This is a genomic window from Mesorhizobium sp. B2-4-2, from assembly GCF_006442845.1.
Classification (GTDB): Bacteria; Pseudomonadota; Alphaproteobacteria; order Rhizobiales; family Rhizobiaceae; genus Mesorhizobium.
Genome location: NZ_VFVM01000005.1, coordinates 341,453 through 366,001, shown reverse-complemented (window position 1 = coordinate 366,001; position 24,549 = coordinate 341,453). Strand labels below are relative to the sequence as shown.

Annotated in this window: 24 protein-coding genes; 18 read left to right on the top strand and 6 right to left on the bottom strand. The window is 64.2% G+C overall.

All coding sequences use genetic code 11. The annotated features are described in order from the left end of the window. Positions 1-178: 178 nt before the first annotated feature. Together ileS and FJ942_RS14820 are read left to right on the top strand one after the other, a co-directional pair. Positions 179-3,142, top strand: a complete 2,964-nt coding sequence (gene ileS / locus FJ942_RS14825) for an isoleucine--tRNA ligase (RefSeq protein ID WP_140898041.1) — start codon at positions 179-181, stop codon at positions 3,140-3,142. Positions 3,143-3,344: 202 nt separating this feature from the next. Next, on the top strand, positions 3,345-4,022 hold the full coding sequence (locus FJ942_RS14820) for a hypothetical protein (RefSeq protein WP_140494227.1): 678 nt from the start codon (positions 3,345-3,347) through the stop codon (positions 4,020-4,022). Positions 4,023-4,065: 43 nt separating this feature from the next. Here the strand turns inward: FJ942_RS14820 and FJ942_RS14815 are convergent, their stop codons facing one another. Then, positions 4,066-4,515 carry a nucleoside deaminase gene (locus FJ942_RS14815; protein WP_140495017.1) on the bottom strand — a complete coding sequence of 150 codons (450 nt, stop codon included), beginning with the start codon at positions 4,513-4,515 and terminating at the stop codon, positions 4,066-4,068. A gap of 182 nt (positions 4,516-4,697) precedes the next feature. Here FJ942_RS14815 and FJ942_RS14810 point away from each other — a divergent pair, with 182 nt between their 5' ends. The 5 genes from FJ942_RS14810 to FJ942_RS14790 all read left to right on the top strand — a co-directional run bounded on the left by FJ942_RS14810 (position 4,698) and on the right by FJ942_RS14790 (position 10,906). Then, positions 4,698-6,587 carry a pseudouridine synthase gene (locus tag FJ942_RS14810; RefSeq protein ID WP_140898039.1) on the top strand — a complete coding sequence of 630 codons (1,890 nt, stop codon included), beginning with the start codon at positions 4,698-4,700 and terminating at the stop codon, positions 6,585-6,587. Then, positions 6,584-7,138, top strand: coding sequence for a 16S rRNA (guanine(966)-N(2))-methyltransferase RsmD (gene rsmD / locus FJ942_RS14805; protein WP_140624605.1), 555 nt, complete (start codon positions 6,584-6,586; stop codon positions 7,136-7,138). Before FJ942_RS14810 ends, rsmD begins: the two co-directional genes overlap by 4 nt. A 140-nt stretch (positions 7,139-7,278) precedes the next feature. Then, positions 7,279-8,661, top strand: coding sequence for a pitrilysin family protein (locus FJ942_RS14800; RefSeq protein WP_140557097.1), 1,383 nt, complete (start codon positions 7,279-7,281; stop codon positions 8,659-8,661). A 2-nt stretch (positions 8,662-8,663) separates the two neighbouring features. Then, entirely contained in the window at positions 8,664-10,040 is a 1,377-nt protein-coding gene (locus FJ942_RS14795) for a pitrilysin family protein (protein WP_181167395.1), read from the top strand. Beyond that, the gene (locus tag FJ942_RS14790; RefSeq protein WP_140494217.1) at positions 10,037-10,906 is read left to right on the top strand and encodes a patatin-like phospholipase family protein; all 870 of its coding nucleotides are present in this window, start codon (positions 10,037-10,039) and stop codon (positions 10,904-10,906) included. The genes FJ942_RS14795 and FJ942_RS14790 overlap by 4 nt, the downstream gene beginning before the upstream one ends. Before the next feature lie 97 nt (positions 10,907-11,003). On the opposite strand, the gene FJ942_RS14785 is transcribed toward FJ942_RS14790, so the two are convergent. After that, positions 11,004-11,546, bottom strand: a complete 543-nt coding sequence (locus FJ942_RS14785) for a dihydrofolate reductase family protein (RefSeq protein ID WP_140515556.1) — start codon at positions 11,544-11,546, stop codon at positions 11,004-11,006. A 171-nt stretch (positions 11,547-11,717) separates the two neighbouring features. Here FJ942_RS14785 and FJ942_RS14780 point away from each other — a divergent pair, with 171 nt between their 5' ends. After that, positions 11,718-12,617, top strand: coding sequence for an HNH endonuclease (locus FJ942_RS14780; protein WP_140515558.1), 900 nt, complete (start codon positions 11,718-11,720; stop codon positions 12,615-12,617). A gap of 37 nt (positions 12,618-12,654) precedes the next feature. On the opposite strand, the gene efp is transcribed toward FJ942_RS14780, so the two are convergent. Next, a complete protein-coding gene (efp, locus tag FJ942_RS14775) occupies positions 12,655-13,224 on the bottom strand; it encodes an elongation factor P (RefSeq protein ID WP_140494213.1) in 570 nt (189 codons plus the stop codon). A 123-nt stretch (positions 13,225-13,347) separates the two neighbouring features. On the opposite strand from efp, the gene epmA reads away from it, so the two are divergent. Next, entirely contained in the window at positions 13,348-14,394 is a 1,047-nt protein-coding gene (epmA, locus tag FJ942_RS14770; protein ID WP_140898037.1) for an EF-P lysine aminoacylase EpmA, read from the top strand. A 26-nt stretch (positions 14,395-14,420) separates the two neighbouring features. On the opposite strand, the gene FJ942_RS14765 is transcribed toward epmA, so the two are convergent. Then, complete coding sequence (locus FJ942_RS14765; RefSeq protein WP_140494209.1) at positions 14,421-14,837, bottom strand: VOC family protein; 417 nt, start codon at positions 14,835-14,837, stop codon at positions 14,421-14,423. A gap of 157 nt (positions 14,838-14,994) precedes the next feature. On the opposite strand from FJ942_RS14765, the gene FJ942_RS14760 reads away from it, so the two are divergent. The 6 genes from FJ942_RS14760 (at position 14,995) to lpxK (ending at position 20,593) form a co-directional block, all read left to right on the top strand. Then, a complete protein-coding gene (locus FJ942_RS14760; protein ID WP_140494207.1) occupies positions 14,995-16,338 on the top strand; it encodes a TldD/PmbA family protein in 1,344 nt (447 codons plus the stop codon). Beyond that, positions 16,325-17,128 (top strand): 3'(2'),5'-bisphosphate nucleotidase CysQ, encoded by an 804-nt coding sequence (locus FJ942_RS14755; protein WP_140665385.1) that lies wholly within the window; start codon positions 16,325-16,327, stop codon positions 17,126-17,128. Before FJ942_RS14760 ends, FJ942_RS14755 begins: the two co-directional genes overlap by 14 nt. A 76-nt stretch (positions 17,129-17,204) precedes the next feature. Continuing rightward, positions 17,205-17,450, top strand: a complete 246-nt coding sequence (locus FJ942_RS14750; RefSeq protein ID WP_140494203.1) for a DUF4170 domain-containing protein — start codon at positions 17,205-17,207, stop codon at positions 17,448-17,450. 5 nt (positions 17,451-17,455) lie between these two features. Continuing rightward, complete coding sequence (locus tag FJ942_RS14745) at positions 17,456-18,247, top strand: lysophospholipid acyltransferase family protein (protein WP_140898035.1); 792 nt, start codon at positions 17,456-17,458, stop codon at positions 18,245-18,247. After that, on the top strand, positions 18,244-19,560 hold the full coding sequence (waaA, locus tag FJ942_RS14740; RefSeq protein WP_140898033.1) for a lipid IV(A) 3-deoxy-D-manno-octulosonic acid transferase: 1,317 nt from the start codon (positions 18,244-18,246) through the stop codon (positions 19,558-19,560). Before FJ942_RS14745 ends, waaA begins: the two co-directional genes overlap by 4 nt. A 1-nt stretch (position 19,561) precedes the next feature. Then, positions 19,562-20,593: a tetraacyldisaccharide 4'-kinase gene (gene lpxK / locus FJ942_RS14735; RefSeq protein WP_140898031.1), complete on the top strand. Its 1,032-nt coding sequence runs from the start codon at positions 19,562-19,564 to the stop codon at positions 20,591-20,593. Positions 20,594-20,685: 92 nt separating this feature from the next. Here the strand turns inward: lpxK and FJ942_RS14730 are convergent, their stop codons facing one another. Then, positions 20,686-20,919, bottom strand: coding sequence for a DUF2093 domain-containing protein (locus FJ942_RS14730; RefSeq protein WP_140494196.1), 234 nt, complete (start codon positions 20,917-20,919; stop codon positions 20,686-20,688). A gap of 124 nt (positions 20,920-21,043) precedes the next feature. Between FJ942_RS14730 and FJ942_RS14725 the strand changes: the two genes are divergently transcribed. Next, entirely contained in the window at positions 21,044-21,634 is a 591-nt protein-coding gene (locus tag FJ942_RS14725; protein WP_246679791.1) for a hypothetical protein, read from the top strand. Positions 21,635-21,750: 116 nt separating this feature from the next. On the opposite strand, the gene FJ942_RS14720 is transcribed toward FJ942_RS14725, so the two are convergent. Continuing rightward, positions 21,751-22,677, bottom strand: a complete 927-nt coding sequence (locus FJ942_RS14720; protein WP_140898029.1) for a LysR substrate-binding domain-containing protein — start codon at positions 22,675-22,677, stop codon at positions 21,751-21,753. A gap of 93 nt (positions 22,678-22,770) precedes the next feature. Between FJ942_RS14720 and FJ942_RS14715 the strand changes: the two genes are divergently transcribed. Next, the gene (locus FJ942_RS14715) at positions 22,771-23,664 is read left to right on the top strand and encodes a DMT family transporter (protein WP_140656188.1); all 894 of its coding nucleotides are present in this window, start codon (positions 22,771-22,773) and stop codon (positions 23,662-23,664) included. A 135-nt stretch (positions 23,665-23,799) separates the two neighbouring features. Beyond that, on the top strand, positions 23,800-24,543 hold the full coding sequence (locus FJ942_RS14710) for a hypothetical protein (RefSeq protein WP_140761687.1): 744 nt from the start codon (positions 23,800-23,802) through the stop codon (positions 24,541-24,543). Positions 24,544-24,549: the final 6 nt, after the last annotated feature.

Sequence of the window (24,549 nt, the reverse complement as noted above, 5' to 3'; positions counted from 1 at the left end):
GACAGTGGTCTCGCGTTCCGTCGCGATTACGATACGAATTACCAGCCCGGTGTTCCGGACGGCCTGAGAGCTGTCGGAGCCGCCGGGAATCTTGCGCGCGACCCCTCGCGCTTTTTCCAGATCATGATAGTTCAGGCCCGAGCTCCCTTGCCGCCGGGCAATCCACAATGGCAGACCAATGACCGATACAGCTGAAACGATCGACTATTCCAAGACGCTTTACCTGCCGCAGACGGACTTCCCGATGCGTGCCGGTTTGCCCGAGAAGGAGCCGGTGCTGGTCCAACGCTGGCAGGAGATGGATCTCTACCGCAAGTTGCGCGAGGCCTCCGCCGGTCGCCCGAAATACGTGCTGCATGACGGCCCGCCTTATGCCAACGGCAACATCCATATCGGCCATGCGCTGAACAAGATCCTCAAGGACGTCATCAACCGCTCCTTCCAGATGCGCGGCCGCGACGCCAATTACGTGCCCGGCTGGGACTGCCACGGCCTGCCGATCGAATGGAAGATCGAGGAGCAGTACCGCGCCAAGGGCAAGAACAAGGATGAGGTGCCGGTCAACGAGTTCCGCAAGGAATGCCGGGATTTCGCCGCTCACTGGATCGGCGTTCAGGGGGCGGAATTCCAGCGCCTTGGCGTCATCGGCGACTTCAAGAACCCGTATACGACCATGGCCTTCCACGCCGAGGCGCGTATCGCCGGCGAACTGTTGAAATTCGCCATGTCGGGCCAGCTCTATCGCGGCTCCAAGCCGGTGATGTGGAGTGTCGTCGAGCGCACCGCGCTCGCCGAGGCCGAGATCGAATACCAGGACTACGAGTCGGATACGATCTGGGCGAAGTTCCCGGTCGCCAGTCTGGTACGCCCCGTGGCTGACGGAGAGGCCGCACTGACCGAGGGCGCTCTCGATCTGCTGCAGGCCCATGTCGTCATCTGGACGACGACGCCTTGGACGATCCCCGGCAACCGTGCCGTCAACTATTCGCCGCGCATCGACTACGGTCTCTACGAGGTCACGGCAGCCGAGAACGCCTTCGGCCCGCAGCCGGGCGAAAAGCTGATCTTTGCCGATACGCTGGCCGAAGAGGCTTCGGTCAAGGCCAAAGTCACCTTGAATCGTCTTCGCAGCGTGTCGGCGCAAGAGCTTGGAAGTCTTACACTTTCGCATCCCTTCAAGGGTCTTGGCGGCGGTTACGAGTTTCCGGTGCCCATGCTTGCCGGCGACCATGTCACCGATGATGCGGGCACCGGGTTCGTTCACACGGCGCCGGGCCATGGTCGCGAGGATTTCGACGCCTGGATGGAGGCGGCCCCGGACCTGCGCGCGCGCGGCGTCGACACCGCGATCCCGTTCACCGTCGACGATGCCGGCTTTTTCACCAAGGACGCGCCGGGCTTCGGTCCGGATCGTGAGGGTGGCGCGGCGCGCGTCCTTGACGACAACGGCAAGAAGGGCAATGCCAACCAAGCGGTCATCGATGAGCTGATCAAGCGCAACGCGTTGTTCGCGCGCGGTCGGCTGAAACACTCCTATCCGCATTCCTGGCGGTCGAAGAAACCGGTCATCTTCCGCAATACGCCGCAATGGTTCGTCTACATGGACAAGGACCTCGGCGACGGCACGACGCTGCGCAGCCGTGCGCTGAAGGCGATCGACGACACCCGTTTCGTGCCAGGGGCGGGGCAGAACCGCATTCGCGCCATGATCGAGGAACGGCCCGACTGGGTGCTGTCGCGCCAGCGCGCCTGGGGCGTGCCGATCGCGGTCTTCGCCGACGCCGACGGCAATGTGCTCCAGGACGAGGCGGTCAACCAGCGCATCATGGACGCTTTCGAGAAAGAAGGCGCCGATGCCTGGTTCGACGCCGGTGCCAAGGAACGTTTCCTCGGCAATCACGATGCCTCCAGATGGAAGCAGGTCACGGATATCCTCGACGTCTGGTTTGATTCAGGCTCGACTCACGTGTTCACGCTGGAGGATCGTCCCGATCTCAAATGGCCGGCCGACGTTTATCTCGAAGGCTCCGACCAGCATCGCGGCTGGTTCCACTCCTCACTGCTCGAAAGCTGCGGCACCAGGGGCAGGGCGCCTTACAACACCGTCGTCACCCATGGTTTCACCATGGACGAGGACGGCCGCAAGATGTCGAAGTCACTCGGCAACACCGTCGTCCCGCAGGACGTGATCAAGCAGTCCGGCGCGGACATCCTGCGCCTGTGGGTGGTGACGACCGACTATTGGGAAGACCAGCGCCTCGGCAAGAACGTGCTGCAAACCAACATCGACGCCTACCGCAAGCTGCGCAACACCATCCGCTGGATGCTGGGCACGCTCGCCCACGACGATGGCGAGGAGGTGCCGCTGGAAGGGATGCCGGAGCTGGAACGGCTGATGCTGCATCGCCTCGCCGAACTCGATGAGGTGGTGCGCCAGGGCTACGATGCCTTCGAGTTCAAGCGCATCACCCGTGCGCTCCTCGATTTCATGGTGGTCGAGCTGTCGGCCTTCTATTTCGATATCCGCAAGGACGCGCTCTACTGCGATGCGCCGTCGAGCGCGAAGCGCAAGGCCTCGGTGCAGGTGGTGCGCCACCTTTTCGACTGTCTGGTGAGATGGCTGGCGCCGATGCTGCCCTTCACCATGGAAGAGGCCTGGCTCGACCGCCACCCCGATGCCGTCTCGGTGCATCTCGACCAGTTCCCGGCGATCCCGGAAAACTGGAAGAACGAGGCGCTGGCGGAAAAATGGCGTAAGGTGCGGCAGGTGCGCCGCGTCGTCACCGGTGCGCTGGAAATCGCGCGTGCCCAGAAGGTGATCGGCTCGTCGCTGGAAGCGGTTCCCGTCGTCACCATCGACGATGCGGCGCTCGAGGCGGCGATATCGGATGTCGACATGGCCGAAATGGCGATCACCAGCGATCTCATCATCGCCCATGGCGAGGTGCAACAAGGCGCCTTCACGCTCGAAGACGTCAAGGGCGTCGCCGTGGTGATCGAAAAAGCCGAGGATCGCGGCCTGGTCAAATGCGCGCGGTCGTGGCGTTACACCGCCGATGTCGGGCAGGATCCTGCCTTTCCCGATGTCTCGGCGCGCGACGCCGCCGTGCTGCATGAGCTTAAGGCGCTCGGTCGGCTTTGAAGGCCAGGCATATCGGTGCACAAATGCCACGCCGGTCGGTGCAAATCCGTCCGCGCGTTGCCCTTAACGAGTGGTTGAGGTAAACACGCGAAACTCCGGAAGACAAATTGTCGCCGGATTTTCGTCGCAAGTGCTTGGACACGGGGACCGGACCTTGGGGCCGGCGGCGATCGAGAGGCTGTCTAGAGTGGGACTTTTTGGCATGACCGAGAGATTTAACGCGCGCCTCGCGCTGTTGGCGCCGCTTGTCGCATCGGGGCTCGCTCTGTCCGGATGTGTCGGTTCTCCGACCTACGGCACCGACAAGACCGCCGGCGAACAATTGGCCGGCGATCTCACGGGCGCTTTTTCGTTCGCGCCGAAGCGGAAGGAACACATCGATTACAAGCCGCGTCCGACCCTGGTGAAGCCGGCGCCTGGTCAGAAGGAAGCGCTGCCGGCGCCACAGGATAGCATCGAGACCGCAAGCGCCGAATGGCCAGAATCGCCCGAGCAGCGCCGTGCCCGCCTGCGCGCCGACGCCACCGCACACCAGGATGATCCGTCCTACCAGTCGCAGATCGTCGACGACGTGCAGACGGATCCGGCCTCGGTGAAGAAGGCGATGGAAGAATCCGGCTCGAGTCACCCGCCGCGTTGGACGCCTGCCGATTCCGACAAGGGCCGCGCCGCCGATATCCAGCGCCGCCTTGCCGAAAGCAAGCAGGGCGATCCGAATACCCGCAAATATCTGAGCGAACCGCCCCTTGCCTATCGCGTCGCATCCGGCACGGCGCCGCAAAACGAACTCGGCGAAGACGAGTACAAAAAGGAACGCCGCCTGAAGAGAGAGGCGGAAGGCAAGAAGGGCGGCTGGTTCGACTGGCTGCCGTCCCTGTAAAAAGCGGGGCGCATTTGCTTTGCTGACGGGTATCGCACCCCGTTCAATCGCGGCGTTCCCGAAAGAAATCCTTCAGCAGCAGGGCCGATTCGGCCTCCGCGATGCCCGCATAGATGTCAGGCGTGTGATGGCAGGTCGGCGAAGCGAAGAAGCGCACGCCGTTGACCACCGCGCCGCCCTTTTCGTCCGCGGCGCCAAAGTAGAGCCGGCGCAACCTGGCGAAGGAGATGGCGCCGGCGCACATGGCGCAAGGCTCCAGCGTCACATAGAGATCGTGTCCGGAGAGCCGCTCGCTCGACAGCCTTCGGCAGGCTTCGCGGATGGCCAGCATCTCGGCATGGGCCGTCGGATCGGCAAGCTCCCGGGTGCGGTTGCCGGCACTGGCAATGACCGTGCCGGCGCTGGCGATGACGGCGCCGACCGGCACTTCGCCGCGCGAGGCTGCCGCTTGCGCCTCCTCCAGCGCCAGCGCCATGAAATCGGGCCGCTTCACGCGGGTTTCCATTCCGATTATCTCCTCGCCACTCGACGGTGATCCTGTTATTGAGCGCATAACCTCGAAAATCGGGTACGGTTTTCGGAAATGATCATGCGCCAAATCAAAAATGCTACAGCGTTCGTTGCGCGCCCGAAAGGATGCGCCACGCTGTAGCAGCGCAAACGGACAAAGGCCACATGGACGACAACGACAAGAAATCTCCGCGCCAGAAGGGTCCGGGCAAAAGCGGTCCGAAACCGGCGGGCGCGCGTGGGCGCGATGCCGGCAAAGGCGGCAAGCCGGCCTTCGGCGCCAAGAAACCGTTTGCCAAGCGTGGCGACGGCGGCAAGCCCTTCGAAAAACGCGAAGGGCCGCGCAAGCCCTACGCGCCGCGTGGCGAGCGTCCAATGACCGCCGATGGCGAACGGCCCCAGAAGCGTGAGTATAAGCCGCGCGAAGGCGGCGAAGGCGGGCGCTCGGAGCGGCCCTTCAACAAGGGTCCGCGTCCGCAAGGCAAGCCTTATGAAAACCGCGAAGGCCCGCGCAAGCCGTATGCACCGCGCGGCGAGCGGCCAATGGCGGCTGAAGGTGCGACGGGTGAAAGACGCTTCGATCGTCCTAAGCGTGATTTTGCCGATCGGCCCAAGCCCGACTTCTCTGACCGTCCGAAGCGCGATTTCGCAGACCGTCCGAAGCGCGATTTCGCTGCCGACCGGCCGCAAGGCGGTTTCAAGTCCCGTCCGCGTCCTGCGGAGGCGCCCGAGGAAGCCGGCGAGCGGATCGCCAAGCGGCTGGCTCGCGCCGGGCTTGCCTCGCGCCGTGACGCCGAGGAGTTGATCGCGGCCGGCCGCGTCAAGGTCAACGGCCGGGTTCTGTCTTCGCCGGCTTTCAATGTGATGCCGGGCGACATCATCCATCTCGACGGCATGGAGATCCCGCCGATCGAGCGCACTCGGCTGTTCCTGTTCCACAAGCCTGCCGGTGTCGTGACCACCAACCGCGACCCCGAGGGCCGCAAGACCGTCTTCGACGTGCTGCCGGCTGAATTGCCCCGGCTGATGACCATCGGCCGCCTCGACATCAACACCGAAGGCCTGCTGCTGCTGACCAATGATGGCGGCCTGTCTCGCGTGCTCGAACTGCCGGCCACCGGCTGGCTGCGCCGTTACCGGGTGCGCGTCCATGGCAAGGTCGAGGAAAGTGCGCTTGCGGGTTTGCGCGAAGGCATTGCCGTGGACGGCGTCTTCTATGGCGCCATCGAGGCGAGCCTCGATCGCGAGCAAGGCTCGAACGCCTGGCTGACGATCGGCTTGCGCGAGGGCAAAAACCGCGAGGTCAAGAACATTCTCGGCGCGCTCGGCCTCGACGTGACGCGGCTGATCCGCATCTCCTACGGCCCGTTCCAGCTCGACGAACTCCCCGAAGGCCATGTGCTGGAGATCAAGGGCAAGGTGTTGCGCGATCAGCTCGGCGAACGCCTGATAGAGGAATCCGGCGCCAATTTCGATGCGGAGATAACAAAGCCGTTTTCCAACCTGCCGGTGCGGCGGGTCGAGCCGCGGCGTGAGGAGGCCGAGCGGCCGAGATTTTCGCGCGAGGGTGACCACCGGCCGATCGGCGAGGGCGGCCTGATCAAGAACCGCAAGCGCCGCGAAGGCAGCCGTGACGAGGCGCTGGGCAAACTGTCGACCAGCCCCGACAGAGGCGCGAGGCCGGAAAAAAGCTTTGGCGACCGCGGCCCGAGACCCGAACGCGGTAGCTTCGGCGACAAGCCGCGCGGTGGTTTTGGCGGCAAACCGGGCGGCAAGAAATCCGAGCGCGAGCAGCGGCCGATCGAGCCGCCCGGCCAGCGCAAGGCCAATGTCTGGATGGCGCCGGGCGCGCGCCCAATCGGCAAGGGCAGGGCGGAGGCGGATGCTGCCAAAGCCGCTGAGGCCAAGGCCCGTAAGGCGTCTTTCAAGCCGGCCTATGGCAAGCCCGGCGGCAAGCCGGGCGGCCCCAAGCCGTTCGGCAAGCCGCGTGGCGAACGTCCGGGCGGCGGCGGCGAGCGGCCGCGCGGCGGTTTCAAGGGTCCAAGGGCGAAATGAGGATCGTCGGCGGCGAGTTTCGCGGGCGCCCGCTGGCGACGCCCCGCGGCAGCGCCATCCGCCCCACCACTGACCGCACCCGCGAGGCTGTTTTCAATGTGCTGGCGCATCGCTTTGCCGATCGGTTGCAGGGCGCGCGCGTGCTCGACCTGTTCGCAGGCACGGGCGCTCTCGGGCTCGAGGCGCTGTCGCGCGGCGCGTCCTATGGCGTCTTCATCGAGGAGTCGGCCGAAGGCCGCGGCCTGATCCGCGACAATGTCGAGGCCTTCGGCCTGACCGGCCGCACCAAGATATTCCGGCGCGACGCGACGGCTCTGGGCGAGGCCGGCACGCTGGCGCCGTTCGACCTCGTTTTCGCCGATCCACCTTACGGCAAGGGTCTTGGCGAACGCGCGCTGAGGTCGGCCAAGCAAGGCGGCTGGCTGCGTCCCGGCGCGCTGTGCGTGGTCGAGGAGGCAGCGGCGGCGCCTTTCGAGCCGGGACCGGGATTTTCAGTTGTCGACGAGCGCCACTATGGCGAGACGCTGATCCGGCTTGTCGAGGCCGCCTGAGTTAAGCTTCATTTGCGGGCGAAGATGGAATGCGAGCCCTCTTCCCAGGGGAGCAGGTCGTGCCATGCCAGTAATCAACAATTCACTTTCACAACATCGGCTCGCCGCCTATCGTCCGTCATGAGAAACCGGAGCCATTGATGACATTTCAGGCTGAATGGCTGCGCAAGACGCTCTTGGCCACATCGCTGGCTTTGGTCATTGCCGGACTGGCCCCGGCGACCTTCGCCGCCGACAAGCGGCCGGCCGAGTTCAAGGTAACGGATTTTCTGCTCGACAATGGCATGGAAGTGGTCGTCATTCCCGACCATCGCTCACCGATCGTCACCCATATGGTGTGGTATAAGGTGGGCAGCGCCGACGAGCCGCCAGGCAAATCCGGCATCGCCCATTTCTTCGAGCATCTGATGTTCAAGGCGACGGCCAATCACGCCGCCGGCGAGTTCGACCGCGCCGTCTCCGACATAGGCGGCTCCAACAATGCCTTCACCTCCTACGACTACACCGCCTTCCACGAGACGGTGGCGCCGTCGGCGCTCGAGCTGATGATGAGCTTCGAGGCCGACCGCATGCGCAACCTCATCCTCACCGACGATGTCATCAAGACCGAGCGCGACGTCATCCTGGAGGAGCGCCGTTCGCGCATCGACAACAGTCCCGAGGCGGTGCTCGAAGAGGAACTCGACGCCACGCTGTGGCAGAACCAGCCCTACCGAATTCCGGTCATTGGCTGGATGCAGGAGATGGAGCAGTTGAACCGCACCGACGCCATCGCCTTCTACAACAAATACTACCAGCCCAACAACGCGGTGCTGATCGTGGCCGGTGACGTCGAGCCCGACACGGTCAAGGCTCTGGCCGAGAAAACCTACGGCAAGATCGCGCGCGGGCCCGACCTGCCGCCGCGCGTCCGCCCGGTCGAGCCGGAGCAGAACACCAGGCGCACGGTGACGCTGTCCGACGCCCGCGTCAGCGTGCCGAATTTCTCCACCCAATGGGTGGTGCCGTCCTACCACACGGCCAAGCCCGGCGAAGCCGAGGCGCTCGACCTGCTGGCGGAAATACTGGGCGGCGGCAACCGCAGCCGGCTGTATCAGGCGCTGGTGGTCAGGCAAGGCATCGCTTCCAACGCCGGGGCCTATTTCCAGGGCACCATGCTGGACGACACCAACTTCACCGTCTATGGCACGCCGCGCGGCGACGCCAGGCTCGTCGATGTCGAGGCGGCCGTCGACGCGGAGGTCGTGCGCATCGCCAGGGAAGGCGTCACCGTCAAGGAGCTGGACAAGGCCAAGGACCGCTATGTCCGCTCGATGGTTTTCGCCCGCGACAAACAGGATTCGATGGCCAATATCTATGGCGCCGAGCTTGCCACCGGCGGCAATGTGCAGGACATCGAGCAATGGCCGGAGCGCATCCGCAACATCACTCCCGGCGAGATCAAGGCCGTCGCCGCGCGCTATCTGGTGCTGGCCCGGTCGACGACCGGCTATCTCTTGCCGCAGCAACAGGCGGGGAATTGATGATGAAGAGCGAGCAACACGGCTCTTTCCCGTCTCCCAAACGGGGAGAAGGGAGGGCACGCGCAGCGCTTGTCACTTTGCTCCTTTCCATCTTCTTCCTGGTCCTGCCGGCGCTTGCCGCCCGCGCCATGGACATCCAGCAGGTCACCTCGCCCAAGGGCGTCACCGCCTGGCTGGTCGAAGACTATTCGGTGCCGATGGTGGCCATCCGTTTCGTCTTTGGGGGCGGCTCGACGCAGGATCCGCCGGGCAAGGAAGGGCTGGCCAATCTGATGACCGGTCTGTTCGACGAAGGCGCAGGCCCTCTGGACAGCGACGCCTTCCAGGTGAAGCTCGACGACGCCGGCGCCGAGATGAGCTTCGAGGAGACCCGCGACGGCATCTACGGTTCCATGCGCATGTTGGCCGAGCAGCGCGACGAGGCGTTCGACCTGCTGCGGCTGGCGGTCAACGAGCCGCGTTTCGACCAGGCGCCGATCGATCGCATCGGCGCTCAGATCCTGTCCGGCATCATCGCCGGAGAGAACGACCCCGACACGATCGCGCAGGACAGATGGGCGCGCGCGCTCTATGGCGATCATCCTTATTCGCGCTCCGATCAGGGCACCAGGCAGAGCATCGCCGCCATCACGCGGGACGATCTGAAGGCGCTGCACAAGGCGGTCTTCGCGCGGAGCGGGCTGCATGTCGCGGTGGTCGGCGCCATCGACCCGGAAACGCTGAAGAAGAAACTGGACATGGTGTTCGGCGGGCTGCCGCAGAACCAGGCGCTCGCGCCGGTTGCCGACGTCGAGCCGAATCTGGCGCGGCATATCGAGGTCGACTACGACCTGCCGCAGACCTCGCTTCAGCTTGCCTGGCCTGGCGTGAAGCGCAAGGCGGCGGATTTCTTCCCTGCGGTTCTGATGAACGAGATTCTCGGCGGCGGCACCTTCACCTCGCGCCTGTTCCAGGAGGTGCGCGAGAAGCGCGGGCTGGCCTACAGCGTCAATTCCTCGCTGATCAACCAGGACCATGCCGACGCTCTGATCGTCACCACCGGCACACGATCGGACCGGGCCGCCGAAACCCTTGGCATCGTGCGGGACGTGGTCAAGCGGCTTGCCGAGGACGGCCCGACCGACGCGGAACTGGCGGCGACCAAGAAATACATGATCGGCGCCTACGCCATCAACAACCTGGATTCCTCCAGCGCCATCGCCGCGACCCTGGTCGAGCTGCAGCTCGACGACCTCGGCGTCGATTACATTCAGCGCCGCACCGGCCTCATCAACGCGGTGACACTCGACCAGGTCAAGGCCGCGGCGAAGAAGCTTTTGTCGGCCGAGCCGACCATCATGGTCGTCGGACCGCCCTTGGCCGGAGCCAATAAGGGATGAGCCTCACCTTCGGCATCGCCTTTGGCGGCGGCGGCGCGCGCGGTCTGGCGCACATCCATGTCATCGAGGCGCTGGACGAACTGGGCATCAGGCCGGTCGCAATCGCCGGCTCGTCGATCGGCGCCATCATGGGCGCCGGCATGGCCTCCGGCATGACCGGCAAGGACATCCACGATTATGCCCGCTCGATCCTCGGCCGTCGCGCCGAGGTGGCGAGCCGCATGTGGCGGGCGCGGCCCGGCACCATCGCCGAGGCCATGCAGGCCGGCATCCGCGTCAGCCAGTTCAATGTCGAACGCATCCTCAAGGCATTCCTGCCCGAAGCCATTCCCGAAACCTTCGCCGAGCTGAAAATCCCGCTGAAGGTGACGGCGACGGACTATTTCGGCCACAAGCTGGCCGTGTTCGCCGAAGGCGACCTGCATTCGGCGCTCGCGGCGTCAGCGGCCATTCCTGCCGTGTTCCGCCCGGTGATGCGCGACGGCCGGCTGCTGATCGATGGCGGCATCTACAACCCCGTGCCCTTCGACCTTATCGAGGATGATGCCGACATCATCATCGGCGTCGACGTGGTCGGCGCGCCGGAAGAGGCCGACCACAGGCGGCCGACCTCCGTCGACCTGATGTTCGGCGCCACTCAATTGATGATGCAGTCGATCATCGCCAACAAGCTGAAGCAGTGCCAGCCCGACATCCTGATCCGCCCGGCGGTGTCCAAATACCGCGTGCTCGACTTCCTCAAGATCGAGGTCCTGATGACCGAGACGGCGGATATCAAGGACCAGCTGAAGCGCGAGGTGGAGAGGGTTGTGGAGGCTAGGGAAAGTGCTGCTGTCGAGCAAAGACGGGGAAAGCAGACCGGGTGACGCGAGGTCCACACGTTGCCTCACGTCACCGCTATAGTTTTGATCCCGAAAGCCAGGCGCCCTCCAGTCCTCTCTGGAAGAAGGGCACTCTAACCGATTACGATTTCGCCAGCACCGGCGCATACTCCAGCGCCACCACCCCATTGCTGAATGGCTTGGCGGAAATCAACTCAAACGACACCGGATCGCCGGCCGGAAACAGCTTTTTGCCTTGGCCAACGGTGCCGGGGTAGCTCAGCAGCCTGACGCGGTCGACCAGACCATGGCGCAACAGTTCCTGCGCGACGCTGAGGCTGCCATGCACATAGATGTTGCCGCCGCTACCTAGCTTCAGTGTCCTGACCGCCTCCGGCAGCGGCCCCCTGAGCAGCTCGGCCGGTTTCCAGTCGAGCACCTTCAAACTGCTGGACGCGACGTATTTCGGCAGCGCGTTGAACCGGTCGGCGAAGTCTCCGGTTTCGCTCGGCCACGAGCCGGCGAAAATCTCGTAGGTTGTGCGTCCCAAAAGCATGGCGCCGCTGTCAGCCAGCTCGTCCTCCTTGAACCTGTTCATCTCGTCGTTCCAGGTCACGCCAGGCAGTTTCTCGACTTCGGCGATGCCATCGACGCTGATGAATTCGGTGACGATAAGCTTTCTCATTGGCGTTCTCCTTCTTCACCCAAAGGACGAACTGCGCGAGCCATTTGCGACAGCTCTGTAAAAATCCGGGGAAGTTTATCGGAGAGGGGAGTTTCTCAAGGTAGAGTAAGCTCCCAAGATCGAGTTTTGGTGCTACATCTCCACGGATATCCCCCAAGCTGCAGGAAGATAATGGGATTCGGGGTCTTCATTCACCGGTCAGATTCGATCTACGATGACAGTCCCGCTGAGCGATATCAGTTTCCTAGCCAGTATCTGCGTCGTGTGGAAGCATGCGTCGGTGACTGGATCATCTACTACGAACCTAGCAAAGTAGACGATACCCGTGGCTATTTCGCCGTAGCCAAGGTCCAGCAGGTTCTCCCAGATCCAGTAGCGCCTGGTATGTATCTGGCTCTGATTGAGCCGGGAACCTACCTCGATTTGGCCACTCCTGTTCCCTTCAATGGGACGGATGGTCTCGTTGAACGCGGCCTGCTTAACGACCAAGGAAGGATTTCTGGTCGCGCCCAATCGGCCGTCCGACCAATCAGTCCAAGCGACTTCAATCGCATTATCGATCTGGGCTTTGACGACCATGAGCCGTTGCTGCCACGTGTGGATCAGATCGGCATTTCATCCGGGTTTCAGGACGAAAAGGCTCCATTCCAGTTCGAGGAGGGCCGTAGTCGTGTAAGCTATATCGGATCGCGAATTGTGCGGGATCGCATTTTTCGTCGCGTTGTCTTGCGCGCCTATGACGAGCGTTGCGCGATCTCAGGTCTCAAGTTGATAAATGGCGGCGGCCGGGCGGAAGTTTCTGCCGCCCACATTCGACCGGTTGAAAAGAACGGACCCGACATCGTCAACAATGGCATCGCGCTATCCGGCACAGCGCATTGGATGTTCGATCGCGGATTGATCAGCCTGTCCGATGATCTGGAAATACTGGTATCAAGGCAGGTTAACGACCTGGAGAGTGTGCAGGGATTCATAAACAGGAGCCGCCGCGCGCTTCCACCCCGTCGGCAGGTCGAGCGCCCACATCCTCGCTTCCTGCAATGGCATCGCGAACACTGTTTCAAACAGTGAGGCGGCGCTGGCTTCCGGGTAGACGTAAGAGTTCGCCTCAGTCCTTCGCGCGCTCCACATAGGACCCATCGGCCGTCATCACCACCACGCGGGTGCCTGGCGCGATATGCGGCGGCACGGCGGTGCGCACGCCGTTGGAGAGCAGGGCGGGCTTGTAGGAAGAGGACGCCGTCTGGCCCTTGGTCGTGGGCTCGGTCTCGACCACTTCGAAGGTGGCCCGCTGCGGCAGCACCAGGGAGATGGCGATGCCGTTGAACTGCGAGACCTGAACCGGCATACCTTCCTGCAAATAGGGGGCGGCATCGCCGACGACGGCTTCCGACACCGCCACCTGGTCGTAGGTCTCGGGGTTCATGAAGTGATAGCCTTCGCCGTCGGCGTAGAGGAAGGTGTGCTCGCGCTCCTCGACATAGGCGCGCTCCACCTGTTCGGTGGTGCGGTAGCGTTCCGAAACCTTCACCCCGTCGCCGATGCGGCGCATGTCGAGCTGCGTCACGGGCGTGCCCTTGCCTGGGTGGATGTTTTCGGCAAAGAGGATCACATAAAGCTTGCCGTCCTTGTCGACGACATTGCCTTTGCGGAGCGAACTGGCGATGACTTTCACCACGGTTTTTTATCCTGCGAGAGTTGACGGGCGTTTGCCGGCTTGCGCGGCGCTGGATGGGGGCCTAGCGCATCTCGGCGCGAACCGCCAGCCCCCAACGCGAACCAGCGCGCCTTCAAACCGCCCATGACCGCCGCTTCGCCCTGGTGGACGCCGCATGTGCATGCCGATCGCCGTTCGCGCCTGATGCTGCGCAACGGCCTTGCCGCCGCCTTGCGCGACTGGTTCGCCCGTCGCGATTTCATCGAGGTGCAGGCATCGGCCCTGCAGATATCGCCCGGCAACGAGGCGCATCTGGCGGCCTTCGCAACCGAGGCGGTCGCGCCGGACGGGCAGCGCAAGCCGCTCTATCTGCACACGTCGCCGGAATTCGCCTGCAAGAAGCTGCTCGCTGCCGGCGAGACCAGAATCTTCAGCTTCGGCCCGGTCTATCGCAACCGCGAGCGTGGCCCTTTGCACCATCCCGAATTCACCATGCTCGAATGGTACAGGGTCGGCGAAACCTATGAGAGCCTGATGCGGGATTGCGTGGATCTGCTGGCGCTGGCCGCGACAAGGGCAGGGGCCACGCGCTTCAGCTTTCGCGGCCGCGACTGCGATCCTTTCGCGGAGCCGGAGCGGCTGACGGTGGCGGACGCCTTCGCGCGCCATGCCGGGATCGATCTGCTTGCGACGGTCAGCGCCGACGGCATCACCGACCGCGATTCGCTCCATCAGGCCCTGACCGGTGCCGGCCTGCGTACCGCGCCCGACGACGGCTGGGCCGACCTGTTCAGCCGGGTGATGGTGGAGAAGATCGAGCCCAATCTCGGTATCGGCCGCGCGACCATCCTTTGCGAGTACCCGGTCGCCGAGGCGGCTCTGGCGCGACCGAGCCCACGCGACCCCCGCGTCGCCGAGCGCTTCGAGCTCTATTGCTGCGGCGTCGAACTTTCCAACGGCTTCGGCGAGTTGACGGACGCCGAGGAGCAGCGCCGGCGCTTCATCATGGAAATGGACGAGAAAGAGCGCGTCTATGGCGAGCGCTATCCGCTGGACGAGGATTTTCTCGCGGCACTCGCGGTCATGCCACAGGCCAGCGGCATCGCGCTCGGCTTCGACAGGCTGGCGATGCTGGCCACCGGCGCGCAAAAGATCGAGGATGTGATCTGGACGCCTGTTGCCGGGTCCTGAGTCCGCGCGCCACGGCTTGCACCATGTCAATGCGCGAAAATCTGCTCCAGCGAACGAAAGCCCTTGAATTCCAGCGCGTTGCCCGAGGGATCGCGGATGAACAGCGTCGCCTGTTCGCCGGGCTCTCCCTTGAAGCGGATCATCGGCCGCTCCAGCCAGTCTATGTCGGCGCGTGCTTCCAGCCGCGCGGCAAGCCGCTGCCAGTCATCCATCAAAAGCACGGCGCCGAAATGCGGGATCGGCACCGCCATGCCGTCGACCTTGCCGTCGCTGGCAGCCGGCGCGGCCGGTGGCCGCAGATGCGCCGACATCTGGTGGCCGAACAGGTCGAAATCGACCCAGGTCTCCGAAGAGCGGCCGATGGCGCAACCCAGCACCTCGCCATAGAAAGCGCGTGTTTCATCGAGATCACGGACCGGGAAGGCAAGATGGAAAGGCGTCATTGGAAATGCTCCGTGCTGGCGATGCGGTGCCGCGCTTCGCGATGGGCGGCTGAACCGATGCATTTTGATTGAAGCTTGTGCCATTGCACAAGCCGGACCGGAACAATAGATGGGGGACGGCGGCTCTCGGGCCAGCCGCAACAGCAGGATCACGCGCATGAGCGATATATCGGACGCATCAAGATTGACCGACCGCGTCGCGGCCCTGGTCGAGGCTGCCAAAAAAGCTGGCGCCGATGCCGCGGATGCCGTCGCGGTGCGTGGCCGCTCGACCGGTGTGTCGGTGCGGCTGGGCAAGGTCGAAAACACCGAGGCCTCGGAAGGCGACGACGTTTCGCTGCGTGTCTTTGTCGGCCAGCGGGTGGCAAGTGTTTCCGCGACTGCCGCGTCCGACCCGAAGGCGCTTGCCGAACGTGCCGTCGCCATGGCCAGGGTCTCTCCCGAAGATCCCAACCAGGGCCTCGCGGATCCGGCGCTGCTGGCCAGGCAGACGCGCGATCTCGACCTGTTCGATGCAACAGAAGTATCGGCCGACCAGTTGAAGGAAGCGGCACTGGCCGCGGAAGCGGCGGCTCTGGCCGTCAAAGGCGTGACCAATTCGGCGGGCAGCAATGCCAGCGCCGGGCTCGGAGGGCTGGTATTGGCCACCTCGCACGGCTTCCTCGGCCATTATGTCGCCTCGCGCTTCTCGCGCTCCACGAGCGTCATCGCCGGCGAGGGTACCGGCATGGAGCGCGATTATGAATTCTCCTCGCGCCAGCATTTTGCCGACCTGGATGCGCCGGAAGACATAGGCCGCAAGGCCGGGGAACGCGCCGTGCGCCGGCTCGGCGCGCGCAAGGCCGCGACCGGACCGGTCGACGTGGTGTTCGATCCGCGCGTGGCGCGCGGCATTGCCGGCCATCTCGCGGGCGCCATCAACGGCGCTGCCGTCGCACGCAAGACGTCGTTCCTGCGCGACATGATGGGCAAAAAGGTGGCTGCATCGGCCATTACCGTCACCGACGAGCCGCTGAGGCGGCGCGGCCAGGCCTCGCGTCCGTTCGACGGCGAAGGCGTCGAAGGCGACAAGCTTTTGATGATCGAGAACGGTGTGCTCAACCACTGGTTCCTGTCGACCTCGGCGGCGCGGGAACTGGGTCTCGTTACCAATGGACGCGGTTCGCGCAGCGGCTCGTCCGTCTCGCCGTCTTCGACCAATCTTGCCATCGAGCCGGGCGAGCGCTCGCCGGAAGAACTGATCGCCTCGCTCAAGACGGGCTTCTACGTCACCGAGGTGTTCGGGCAAGGTGTCGACATGGTGACCGGCGAATACAGCCGCGGCGCTTCCGGGTTCTGGATCGACAACGGCCAGCTTGCCTACCCCGTCGCCGAAGTCACGATCGCCTCCAACCTGAAGACGATGTTCCTCAACATGGTGCCGGCAAGCGATCTCGATCGCAATTTCGGCACCGCCGCCCCCACGTTGCTGATCGAAGGCATGACCCTTGCCGGAGCATGATCTGACCACGACTGGCGCCACGGAGGATCTGCCGCTGCTGCGCGACGCTGCCCGCGAGGCCGGCGTCATCGCCATGCGTTACTTCGGGAACAGCCCGCAGGTCTGGATGAAGGGCGGGACCTCGCCGGTCAGTGAGGCCGATCACGCCGCCGATGCGTATTTGCGCCAGACCCTGCTTGCGGCGCGGCCGGATTATGGCTGGCTGTCCGAGGAGACGGTCGACGATCCAGTGCGGCTTTCGGCGCGCCGAACCTTTGTCGTCGATCCGATCGACGGCACCCGCGGCTTCCTGGAAGGCCAGCGCACTTGGTGTGTCAGCGTCGCCGTCGTGGAGCATGGCCGTTCGCTTGCCGGCGTGCTCGAGTGTCCGGCGCTTAACGAGACTTACTGGGCGCTGCCTGGCCAGGGCGCCTTCCGTAACGGCAGGCGCATCGCGGTGCGCCAGCCCGGCGACAAGGCCGAAATTTCCGGATTGAAGCAGTTGCTCGACAGGATACCGGCCGGCTGGCAGGAACGGCTGAAGCGGGCGCCCTACAGCCCTTCGCTTGCCTATCGCCTGGCAATGATCGCCAACGGCACGCTCGATGCCACTTTCGTAAAGCCGAACGCGCACGACTGGGATATCGCCGCCGCCGACCTTATCCTGCGCGAGGCGGGCGGCCAGTTGCTCGACCCGCATGGCCGCGCGCCGCTCTATGCCGGCGAGGTGACCCGCCACGGCGCGCTCGCCGCCGGCAGCGGTGAACTGCTGGCGGTGCTCGTGGGCGTCATTGCCGGACTGGATGATTGAAAGCATTATCGAAGGTTCCAAAGTCGGCGGCTTTGGTCTAGACCTGTCACAAACTCACAATATGTGAAGGACCGAAATGGCCGCGGAAGACGGAAAGAAACAGCTTTTGCACCTGGTGTTCGGCGGCGAACTGAAGAAGCTTGGCGGCACCGAATTCCGCGATCTTGACGCGCTCGACATCGTCGGCATCTATCCCGACTATCAATCCGCCCATACGGCATGGAAAGCCAAGGCGCAGGCCAGCGTGGACAATGCCCATATGCGTTATTTCGTCGTGCACCTGCATCGGCTCCTGGACCCCGACCACAAGGCTGTCGGTTGACTTCGATGGATAATGATCTGGCGAAAGCGCCGCCCGGCCAGGCTACGCCGACGGGCAGGGGCCGCAGCCGCGCCACCAAGGCCTTCTGGCGCAGGATCCGCAAGCCGCTGGCGCAGTCGCGATTCGTCAAGAACATCATCGTCGGCCTGCTGGCGCAGTTCGTTCGGCTGGTGCGCCTGACCAACCGCATCGTCGACGGCTCGGCGAAATTGACCGGCGGTGCCTATGCCCAGTTCGAGCCCGGCATCATTGCGCTCTGGCACGGCCAGCATCTGTTGACGCCGGCCTACTACCCCAAGGGCAGGCCGCTCGTCGCCATGGTGTCGCGCAGTGCCGATGCCGAACTCAACGCCCTGATGATCGAGAGATTCGGCATCGAGGCCGTACGCGGCTCCGGCGGGCGCGATAATGCCAAACATCTCGACAAGGGCGGCGCCAAGGCATTGATCGCCCTGAAAAAGTCGCTCGTCGCCGGCAAGAACGTCGCCATGATCGCTGACATCCCCCATGGCACGCCGCGCGATGCGGGGCTTGGCATCGTGCTCCTGGCGCGGCTCTCCGGCCGGCCGATCCTGCCGGCGGCCATTGCCACCAGCCGCCGCAAGGTGCTGGAGAAGAGCTGGGACAAGACGACCATCAACCTGCCGTTCGGCCGCTCGTCCATCATCATCGGTACACCGGTTTTCGTGCCGGCCAATGCCGATGACGCCGAGATGGAGCGCAAGCGCCTCGAAGTGACGGCCTCGCTCAATGCCGCGACCGCCGAGGCCTACCGTCTCGTGGATGCCCCGCGATGAGCGGTCGCTGGGCGCGTACCATGCTGACGGCATATCGTTTGGCGGGCGCTGTCGCCTATCCGCTGGTCGGACCCTATGTTGCCTGGCGCACCTCGCGCGGCAAGGAAGACCGCAACCGCCGCCGCGAACGCTACGGCGTCGCCGGCCGGCCTCGCCCCGATGGGCCTGTTATCTGGATCCACGCCGCGAGCGTCGGCGAAACCATAGCTGTCGTTCCCCTGGTCGAGAGCATACTCGACTACGGCGTCAATATCGTGCTGACGACCGGCACCGTAACGTCGGCCAAGGTCGCCGACGAGAGATTGGGCGACCGCATCATCCACCAGTATGTGCCGCTCGACCTCAAGCCGGCGGTCAGCCGTTTCCTCGACCACTGGAAGCCGGATCTGGCGATCATCGCCGAATCGGAGATCTGGCCGATGACGATTCTCGAGCTTGGCGCCCGCCACGTGCCGCAGGTTCTGGTCAATGGCAGGCTGTCCGACCGCTCTTTCACGTCCTGGAAGAAGCGCCCCAACATCGCCGAGGCGCTGTTCGAGAACCTTGCCCATGTCGTTGCCCAGTCCGATGTCGACGGCGAGCGTTTCCGCGCGCTCGGCGCCCGGCCGGTAACCGTTTCCGGCAATCTCAAGGTCGACACCAACCCGCCGCCCGTCGACGAACGGGCGCTGGCCACCTTGCAGCGGCAGATTGGCGGCCGTCCGACCTGGGCGGCGATCTCGACCCATGACGGCGAGGAAGTTGTTGCCGCCGAGGTTCATGCGATGCTGCACAAGCGTCACCACGGCCTGCTGACGATCGTCGTCCCGCGCCATCCCGACCGCGCCGGGGCCCTGGCCGAGCAGATTTCCGGCATGGGCCTCAAGGTCGCGCGGCGCAGCAAGGCCGACAGGATCGGGCCCGACGTTGACATCTTGCTCGGCGATACGATCGGCGAGATGGGGCTCTATCTCAGGATGACCGAGATCGCCTTTGTCGGCCGTTCGCTCACCTCCGAAGGCGGCCAGAACCCGCTCGAGCCAGCGATGCTCGAGACGGCGGTCCTTGCCGGACGCAACGTGCAGAATTTCCGCGAGGCCTACCAGCGCCTGCTCGACAGCGGCGGCGCCAAGCTGGTGCGCGACCGCGACATGCTGGCCGGTGCCGTCAACTTCCTGCTCATCAACGAAGTGGCGCGCCATGAGATGATGGCGGCCGGCGCCGCGACCGTCGATGAGATGCGCGGCGCGCTGGCGCGCACGCTGAAGTCGCTTGAGCCCTATATCCAGCCGCTGGTCGTCAAGGCGCGCCTGAAGGGCGCGAACGGGCGCTAAAATGGCCTCCGAAGCACCGCCGTTCTGGTGGGAGGAGCCGGACTGGCGCGTTTTCGCGCTGTCGCCGCTGTCGGCAGCCTATGCATTTGTCGCCGGCCGTGGCATGCGGCGGGCCAGGCGCGAGAAGATCGAAGCGCCGGTTCTGTGCATCGGCAATTTCACCGTCGGCGGAACGGGCAAGACGCCGGTGGCGATCGCCATGGCCGAACACGCCAGGCGCATGCGGCTCAAACCCGGTTTCCTCTCGCGCGGCCATGGCGGCTCCTTCGCCGAGCCGCATATCGTCAACATCAAACACGACAGCGCCAGGCATGTCGGTGACGAGCCGCTGCTGCTGGCCGAACACGCGCCCGTGGCAGTGACGCCGCACCGCGCCGCCGGCGCCCGACTGCTCATGGAAAATCATGGCTGCGATTTCCTGATCATGGATGACGGTTTCCAGAGCGCGCGCATCCATATCGACTATGCGCTGGTCGTCGTCGACGCGCGCTACGGCATTGGCAACGGCCGTGTCATCCCGGGCGGACCGCTCAGGGCCAGGGTCGTCGATCAGCTGGTCTTCACCAGCGGGTTGTTGAAGATGGGTGACGGCACCGCCGCCGACGCGGTGGTGCGCCAGGCGGCGCGCGCCGGCCGGCCGATCTTCGAGGCTCACACCGAACCGAGCGGCAAGGAACGCCTCGCCGGCAAACGCTATCTTGCCTTCGCCGGCATCGGCCACCCCGAGAAATTCTTCGACACGGTAGAGGAGGCCGGCGGCGAGGTGGCTTTGAAGCGGCCGTTTCCGGATCATCATTTCTACGCCGAGGATGAGCTTGCCGAACTGGCGGCCACCGCGCGCGCCGAAGGGCTCGGCCTCATCACCACCGCCAAGGATGCCGCCCGGCTGCGCCACGGCGCTTCGAAGGACTTTCTCGATCGTCTCGACGTGCTGGAAATCGACGCGGTCTTCGAACTCGACCACGTTCCCGAACGTATCATCGAGGAGACGCTCGATGCCTGGCGCCAGCGTAAGCTTAAGCTTAAGGGCTAAGGCGTTCAGCCTTCGATGGAATCGCCGACCCGCTCTGCTTCTTGGTTTTTACGCAACGGCGGACAGAAACGGCTGCGCATTCCGGGATTTGCTCAGCTTCGCTTGCGCAATTCCGGATGCGCCTCGATCTCGCGGCGCAATGAGGCCGCGGCGTTGATGTAGGGCTCCTGCCTCTCAACGCTCCAGTACTTCAGCTCGTCGAGCGGAATGCTTTCGCCGGTCACCGCGCAGCGCACGAACGCGCCCGGGCTCGTCACCTGGAAGTCGCCGTCGAGATAGCGAATACGGGCTTCCTTGCCGCCGGGGCCTTCGAAACGGTTCATCATGCTTTGGTGCCGAGCTTCATGCCGAGTTCATCGCCACAAATTGCCGGCAAGGTCAAGCATGGGACAAGCTCGAGGCAATGCTGATATCCTATTTGATGAGCCGAAGAGTACCATTGGTGGGGACATGATGGACATTTCTTCCGCTCGGCTGGCTTCCTTGCTCAAGGAGGCGATGACGCCGCAGGCGGTGCCGTCGGCGAAACCCGATGCGCTCAAGGCAGCGCTGGTCAAGATGGCCATGCAACCGCCGCTGCCGGCCTTGCGCCCGCAACCGCCCTTGGAAGCGCTGGCGGCCCTGCCGCCCGCGTCGGCCGAGACGTCGCAGCAATTGGCCGCACCGCAGATCGTACGGGCCTATCAGGCGGCGATGGAGCCGGATATGGACACCGCCGGAAAGGCCGTTTCCGAGATTGCGGCGCGCAAGCAGACGTCGCCAGGCGACGAGGCTCAGCGCGGCGTGCCAGTGGCCGTCACAAGAGCCGAAGACGGCGGCGCTGCCCGGCCCGCGCCGCTCTCGTGGCCGGCGTTCGTCTCGCCGCGGGTATCCGTCGTGCAAAAGGCGTCAGCCGACAATGTGGTGCCGGGGGGCATGACCGGCCAGCCAAAGGGAGCCGCACCGGGGAATCGCGAACAAGGCGCGGTCGGCATCGGCCCCATCGCAACGGGCCTGCTGGTTGCCGCGCTCATTGCATTTGTCTGGTTGGCCATTCGCTAAAGCAAGTGTGTACGGTTTTCCCGGGAAAAGCGCGTAGCGCTTTCCCTATGGAATTGCGCAAAACGAAGACATAGAGCGGTTCGCCGTTTCCGTGAAACGGTGAACTGCTCTGAAACCTACGTGTCGGCTTCGATGAAGTGTTCGATCTTTTCCGCCGACACACCGGCCTGCGCCGCGATGCGGCGCGACAGGTCGGCGGCAGCGGCGCGGGGCCTTCCGGCGGGACGATCGAGCCAGTAGGAAACGGGATTGAGCACAACACGATCGTCGACGGCCACGACGCGCCCCGACCGTATCTGGTGTTCGGTGAGCGGCGGGCGCGCCAAGGCGATGCCCAGGCCGTGTGCGGCGGCATCGAGCACCAGATTGTAGTCTTCGAAGCGTCGGTCCTGCGGGCGCGGCCGGTAATCCGTGTCCTGCGCGGCGAACCATGCGCGCCAGCCGGATGCGTCGGAATCGTTGATCAGCGGGAATTTGAGCAGCCGGGCCGGGTCGCCGCAGCCGATCTCCGGCGCGAGGCTCGGCGAGGCGATCGGAAACAGATACTCCTCGAACAACTGCATCGAAACGCGGCCCGGGATGTGGCCGCGTCCGCAGCGCACCGACAGATCGATGCCTTCATCGGCGAGATCGGCCTGGCGGTTATCGACATCCAGCACGATGCGCAGGCGGGTGGGATCATTCTCAAGCGCCGTCATGCGTGGCATCAGCCATAGGCCGCTTACCGAGGGGATCGAGGCCAGCCGCACCACTGCGGTGCCGCGCGGTTCAACCCAGCGGTCCGAATTGACCGAGATCAACGCGAAGGCTTCGGTGGTCCTGAGATGCAGGCGATTGCCTTCGTTCGTCAGCGTCACGCCGCGCGCCCCGCGTTCGAAAACCTTCAGGCCAAGCCAGCCCTCCAGCTTGGCGATCTGCCGGCTGATAGCGCCATGGGTGAGATTGAGCCTCTGCGCGGCTGCCGAAAAACTCCCCGTGCGTGCCGCTGCATCGAAGGCGCGCAGTGTCTCGAGCGGCAAGATGTCGTCTAAGCTGCGATCCATAGTCACAGCTGACCCTCGATTTGGTCGTTTGTCAATTGGTCCGAAAAAGCGTTTTCTCCCCATCGAGAGGCGAAAGAACGGGAGGACGATGAGATGAGGGCGATGACGAGCACGTTGAATCCAGCACAGCGGATGGACACCACCGCGGCCGTAGCGGTGGCGCTGACGGTGATTGGCTGGGCCTCGGCCTTTCCGGCGATCCGGGCTGGTCTCGCCGCGTTCGGGCCGCTCGAACTCGGCGCCCTGCGCTTTGCCATCGCCGCGGTACCTGCGGCGATCTTCCTTGCCGTCAGGCGGCCGACGCTGCCGCGCATAGGCGAGTTGTGGCGCCTGGCCTTTGGCGGCGCCGTTTTCGTCGCGCTCTACACCGCCATGCTCAATTTTGGCGAACTGACGGTTTCGGCCGGCGCCGCCGGCTTCATCATCAATGTCAGCCCGATCTTCACCGCCATCATGGCGATGGCGCTGCTCGGTGAACGATTTTCGACCATGGCCTGGGTCGGCACCGCCATTTCCTTCAGCGGCATCGGCATTATCGCCATGGCCGACGGACAGGGCCTGCATTTCGACACGGGTGCGCTTCTGGTGCTGGGATCGGCGCTCTGTTCGGCCGTCAACACCATCGTCCAGAAGCCGCTGTTCGCCAGCCACCATCCACTGACCATCGCGGCCTCGAACATGGTGCTCGGCGCGCTCTGCCTGGCTCCGTTCCTGCCGGCAGCTTTCTCGCAGGCGGCGGTCGCCGATATGGCGGGGCTGGGCGCGGTCATCTATCTCGGCGTCGTGCCGAGCCTGATCGCCTATGCCGCCTGGGCGACGGCGCTTTCGCGCTTGCCTGCGGCGCGTGCCTCGAACTTCCTTTATCTGGTCTCTCCCATGTCCGCCCTGATCGGCTTCTTCTGGCTGGGCGAAGTCCCGACGCTGCTCGGCCTGCTTGGCGGCGCGCTGGCGCTAGGGGGCGTGATCGTAGTGAATTTGAAACGATAAATCAGAGAGTTGCGGCTGTTTTCCGACTCAAATCCACAAGTCGCGCTGCTTCAACCGGCAACCCCTGTGATACGGGCATAAGGCGCGCTATCCTGATTTGCGCTGATGGAGGGGATCGGGATGGGAAGAGCGTTCGTGGCCGCGTTTTTCTGCTTGCTGCTGCTGAGCCAAAAGGCCGTCGCCGGCTGGTATCACGTGGAGAACTACGAAGGGTCGATAGGGCCCGATCCCGTTCATTTATCGCTTCAGACATATGACAGCTTCGGCAGCGGCATAACGGTCGAGGGGAGCTACTTCTACGACGCCGGGCAGAGTCCGATCGCGCTCTACGGCACGGTCAGCGGCACCAGGCTCTCGCTGTGCGCGATTTCGGACGACCAGGAATTTGAACGCATCATGGTGATGGGATCGAAGACACCAGTCGATACCACGAATTGCCCGCTTTCCCTCGACATCGGCGAAAGCGGTGCGACAGGGACCTGGCGCAAAGGCGCGGACAAATTTCCGGTCACGCTGAAGAAGGTTGCAAGCCTCGACGACACGGGCGAGGCGAAACTCGACGGAACTGTCGAAATTCCCTTTTGGGCTGAAACCGCTGCCGACCGGTTTGCCGGACTTTACACAAACACCGGTTCAGGGATTTGCATGACGAAAATGCAGGTCATCAAGAAGACCAGCGGCAAGGTCGTCCAGCAAATCTCTTTCGATGACGATGGTTGCGATGCGGGCATGCTGATGACGCCTATCTACATGAACGTCCAAAAATGGGTGGAGCACCGTAAGGACATCATCTCCGTGAATTTTCGTGGCGGCGGCAACGGACACACGATGGACTACGTCTTCAATCGTGCCGCTAGAAAATTTCAGCAAAAGAACTGACCGAGG